Source organism: Okeania sp. SIO2F4, assembly GCF_010672385.1.
GTDB lineage: Bacteria > Cyanobacteriota > Cyanobacteriia > Cyanobacteriales > Microcoleaceae > Trichodesmium.
The window spans coordinates 1-3897 of sequence record NZ_JAAHGT010000911.1; the positions used below are offsets into that span (position 1 = coordinate 1).

The window sequence follows — 3897 nt, forward strand, 5'->3', positions numbered from 1 at the left end:
GGGAAGTAGGGAATAGAAAAGCAGAAAAATAACTCTGGCAGGTTATTGTGAGATTTTAGTCAGGAAAAATTCTGAATCTATCCGTTCCTTGAATAAGAGAATAGGGAGTAGTAATTTGGGAAGTAGGCAATAGAAAAGAAGAAAATAACTGTACTTCAGTAACTTGAGAAACCCTATCAGTACCTGGTCAGTCAAAATTTTCAGTTTGACTTTTTGTGGGATGATTTTTGAGAATTGCTATGGCAGGTTATTGTGAGATTTTAGTCAGGAAAAATTCTGAATCTATCCATTCCTTGAATAAGAGAATAGGGAGTAGGAAATAGGCAGTAGTAATTTGGGAAGTAGGGAATAGAAAAGCAGAAAAATAACTCTGGCAGGTTATTGTGAGATTTTAGTCAGGAAAAATTCTGAATCTATCCGTTCCTTGAATAAGAGAATAGGGAGTAGTAATTTGGGAAGTAGGGAATAGAAAAGCAGAAAAATAACTCTACCTCAGCAACTTGAGAAACTCTATAAGTAGCTGTTCGCTCAAAATTTCCAGTCTGGCTTTTTGTGGGATGATTTTTGAGAATTGCTATGGCAGGTTATTATGAGATTTTAGTCAGGAAAAATTCTGAATCTATCCATTCCTTGAATAAGAGAATAGGGAGTAGGAAATAGGGAGTAGTAATTTGGGAAGTAGGGAATAGAAAAGCAGAAAAATAACTCTGGCAGGTTATTGTGAGATTTTAGTCAGGAAAAATTCTGAATATATCTGCTCCCTCTCTCTGAATAAAGTTAATTTCTTCCTGTCGCAAAACCTGACGATAACGCCCCACACTTACCGACGATATTGCTTTGCTATAAAGTTCTGAATACCAAGGTTTTTCTGCATCACTTAACTGAGTATAATTAATTTGACTCCGCTGCCATTTATCATCTTTTATAGAACTACTTAAATTTAAACCAGTAAAATCTTGAAGTTGTTGAATAGCTACAGTGGGATTAAGTACCAAATGTTCATATTTGATATAAGCAACCTTACTTTGAAAGTTTACTAATTTACAATTCCAAGAAGGTGCATAAGCACGGCGATAAAATTCTATAAATTCTGATAATTTTCTTTCTGTAAACATGGAAGTTAAATGTCTATCTTCACCCTGAATAGCCATTTTATTTCCTACATTAATTAAAGAAGCAATAGTATCTCGTGGGTCTCTAATAATCAATATAAATTTCACATCTTCTACTAACTCATAAATATCTGGAAATAATTCTGCTATGAGAGGGTATTTGAGAATAATATGAGTCGCATCGCTATAACGTTTCCGAATATGTTCTAAAAATTTATTGATTAATTCAGCACTAAAATTTCTGAGTTCTGCTATATCAGAAAAATAATATTTACTCTGACTTTGAAAATCAATTTTACCTGTACTATAAGCATTAACTAAATGATACAGATAACCTACTTCTCCAATTAAGGGATTAACTTTAGTATCAGAGCAAATAATATTTTGTAATAAAGTAGTTCCAGAGCGAGGGCATCCACCTATAAAAAAGTAAGTCATATTAGAAAGGAAAAATATAATAGATATAGCCTCATAGCAAGACACTTTCTATCTTAGGATACTATTTTTATAAAATATTGTTATATTACTTTAAGGAATTAGTATAAATTTGTTGATTTTTGGTAAAATTTATATTATAAAAGATTAATTAATTAAAGTTGAGATATAAACTCAAATAACTGGTATAACAATGAGCATTTCCGAAACCCCAAAACCATTCAATTCCTGGCTAAGAAACACGGATATTGAATCCTTTATCTCCATGAGGTCTCTCATAGGAAATAAAAAAAGCATCTATGCAATAGCTTTCAGTCCTGATGGTCAAATATTAGCAAGTACAAGTAATTGTTTTGAAAATAATGATAGTGTAGCACTGTGGTCTTTTAAATCAGGAACCTTACTCGCAACTCTTCCTGGTGAGAAAACTTACGGAGGGGGAGTTAATACCATTGCCTTCAGTCCTGATGGAAAAATTTTAGTGACTGGATATTATTATGGCATGGATAGCATTGTCGAGTTGTGGTCGTTGGAAACAAGGACATTACTGGCAACACTCCCTGGATATGGTGAATGTAAGGTCTCGTCTGTAGTATTTAGCGGAGATGGAAAGATTTTAGCCTCCAGTGGTGAGATTAGTGGCTCCATAGATTTGTGGTCATGGAAAAAGATAGGGGATATTTTGGCCTGTAGTGGCAAGACCGATACCCCTATAGAATTATTTTTATATCCAACTACTCTTACTGGGCATGAATCTCAGGTCTTGTGTCTTGCCTTTAGTGGTGATGGAAAGACCTTAGCTAGTGGCGATATGGATGGAGTCATAAAATTGTGGTCAGTTGAGACAGGAAAGTCAGTTGTGACCATCACTACTGATGAGGATGGGGTAGATGTAGTGGCTTTTAGCCCTGATGGAAAAACTTTGGCAAGTATTGATGGTACTGGTAGCACCATCAAGCTGTGGTTGGTGGAGACAGGAGAGTTGGTTGCGACTCTCTGTGAACATGAAAGTTCTACATATACACTAGCCTTTAATCCTGACGGCATGACTTTAGCCAGTGGTGGTAGTGACAAGACAATCAAGCTATGGTCAGTGGAGACAGGAGGGTTAGTTGCGACTCTATCCGGACATGAAAGTTGTATATATGCACTAGCCTTTAGCTCTGACGGTCTGACTTTAGCTAGTGGTAGTAATGACGGCATAATCAAGTTGTGGCAACTGTTATAGAAATTCATAAATTTGGACTAAACTTCTAGCAGTAATTACAGGAGATTCCAGGTTAATTTTGTCTATTTGATTGGATGAATATTTTTTGCCTGAAGGAAAGAAAAATCTAGCAGGGGGAACAAGCTTAATTCTATGAGATGTTATTGAAAGTTGGAATTGGTTTATTTATTTTGACTTAATACATATTCGACATAAAATTATCTAAATTGTGAGGATTGAACTAATTTTTCTGCTAATTTAATTCCTTCGTCTTTAGTAAAAATATTTTCTTCAGCTCGTGCTATTTGAATTTCTGTTAAGAGTTGACCAACTATCGGACCTTTGGGTAATTTTAGAGCTGTAATTAAATCATTTCCATTTAATAAAGCTATCGGATGAGCAACTGGATCTTCTGGATTAATATAACGTTCAATTAAACAGTTAATTTCTTCTATAGATATTCCTTTTGCCACTGCTACAACTGCTAGAGCAGGAAAATTTTTTCCTATTTCTTGAAAGAAAAAATATTGTTCCCTAACAGACATATGAGAAATTTCTACTTCAGACAGTTTTGCTAAACCTTTAACAACTGCAACTGTACTTCTAATTTCTGCATTGCTATATTTCAACCGCATCAATTCAACTTCCGCTTTTTCTGGATGAGGATTAACCAATATTGCTAATTTAGCGATCGCCAATAAAGATGTTTTGACTGTATCGCGCACCCCAGTTGCTAACTCTACTTCTAAATTCGACCAATTTTTTTTTAACTGCTCCACTACTATCTCTACCTTTTTTCCTATTTCCAGATTTTCTGTTGCTGCGGGAAAATAATCTGAGAGTAAACCATTTTTCCAAGCTTTTTCTATCCAAATCATTCCATCAGAATGACTCAATAAATAACCTAATTCTGTCTGAACTCTTTCTGCTGCAACTTGAGTAAGTAAAGGTGCAAATTCTCCAATAGTTATTTCAGTTTCTGGGGAAATTACAAAACCTAATTGTGCTGCTTGACGATATGCGCGTAATAGTCGGAGGGGGTCTTCTCTAAGATTGGCAGATTTTACCATTCTAATAATACCGTCTTGCAAATCTTTCAGAGCATCAAATAAATCTATCAATTCATCAGTAAAAGGATTATAG

At 34.8% G+C, this 3897-nt stretch carries 3 protein-coding genes; 1 reads left to right on the plus strand and 2 read right to left on the minus strand.

The annotated features are described in order from the left end of the window. Positions 1-728: 728 nt before the first annotated feature. On the minus strand, positions 729-1550 hold the full coding sequence (locus F6K22_RS34830; RefSeq protein WP_293108982.1) for a sulfotransferase family protein: 822 nt from the start codon (positions 1548-1550) through the stop codon (positions 729-731). Between the two features lie 190 nt (positions 1551-1740). Between F6K22_RS34830 and F6K22_RS34835 the strand changes: the two genes are divergently transcribed. Continuing rightward, positions 1741-2775 carry a WD40 repeat domain-containing protein gene (locus tag F6K22_RS34835; protein WP_293108985.1) on the plus strand — a complete coding sequence of 345 codons (1035 nt, stop codon included), beginning with the start codon at positions 1741-1743 and terminating at the stop codon, positions 2773-2775. A gap of 197 nt (positions 2776-2972) precedes the next feature. Here the strand turns inward: F6K22_RS34835 and F6K22_RS34840 are convergent. Continuing rightward, the coding region (locus F6K22_RS34840) for a tRNA nucleotidyltransferase/poly(A) polymerase-related protein (protein WP_293108988.1) at positions 2973-3897 on the minus strand (925 nt) is incomplete at its 5' end.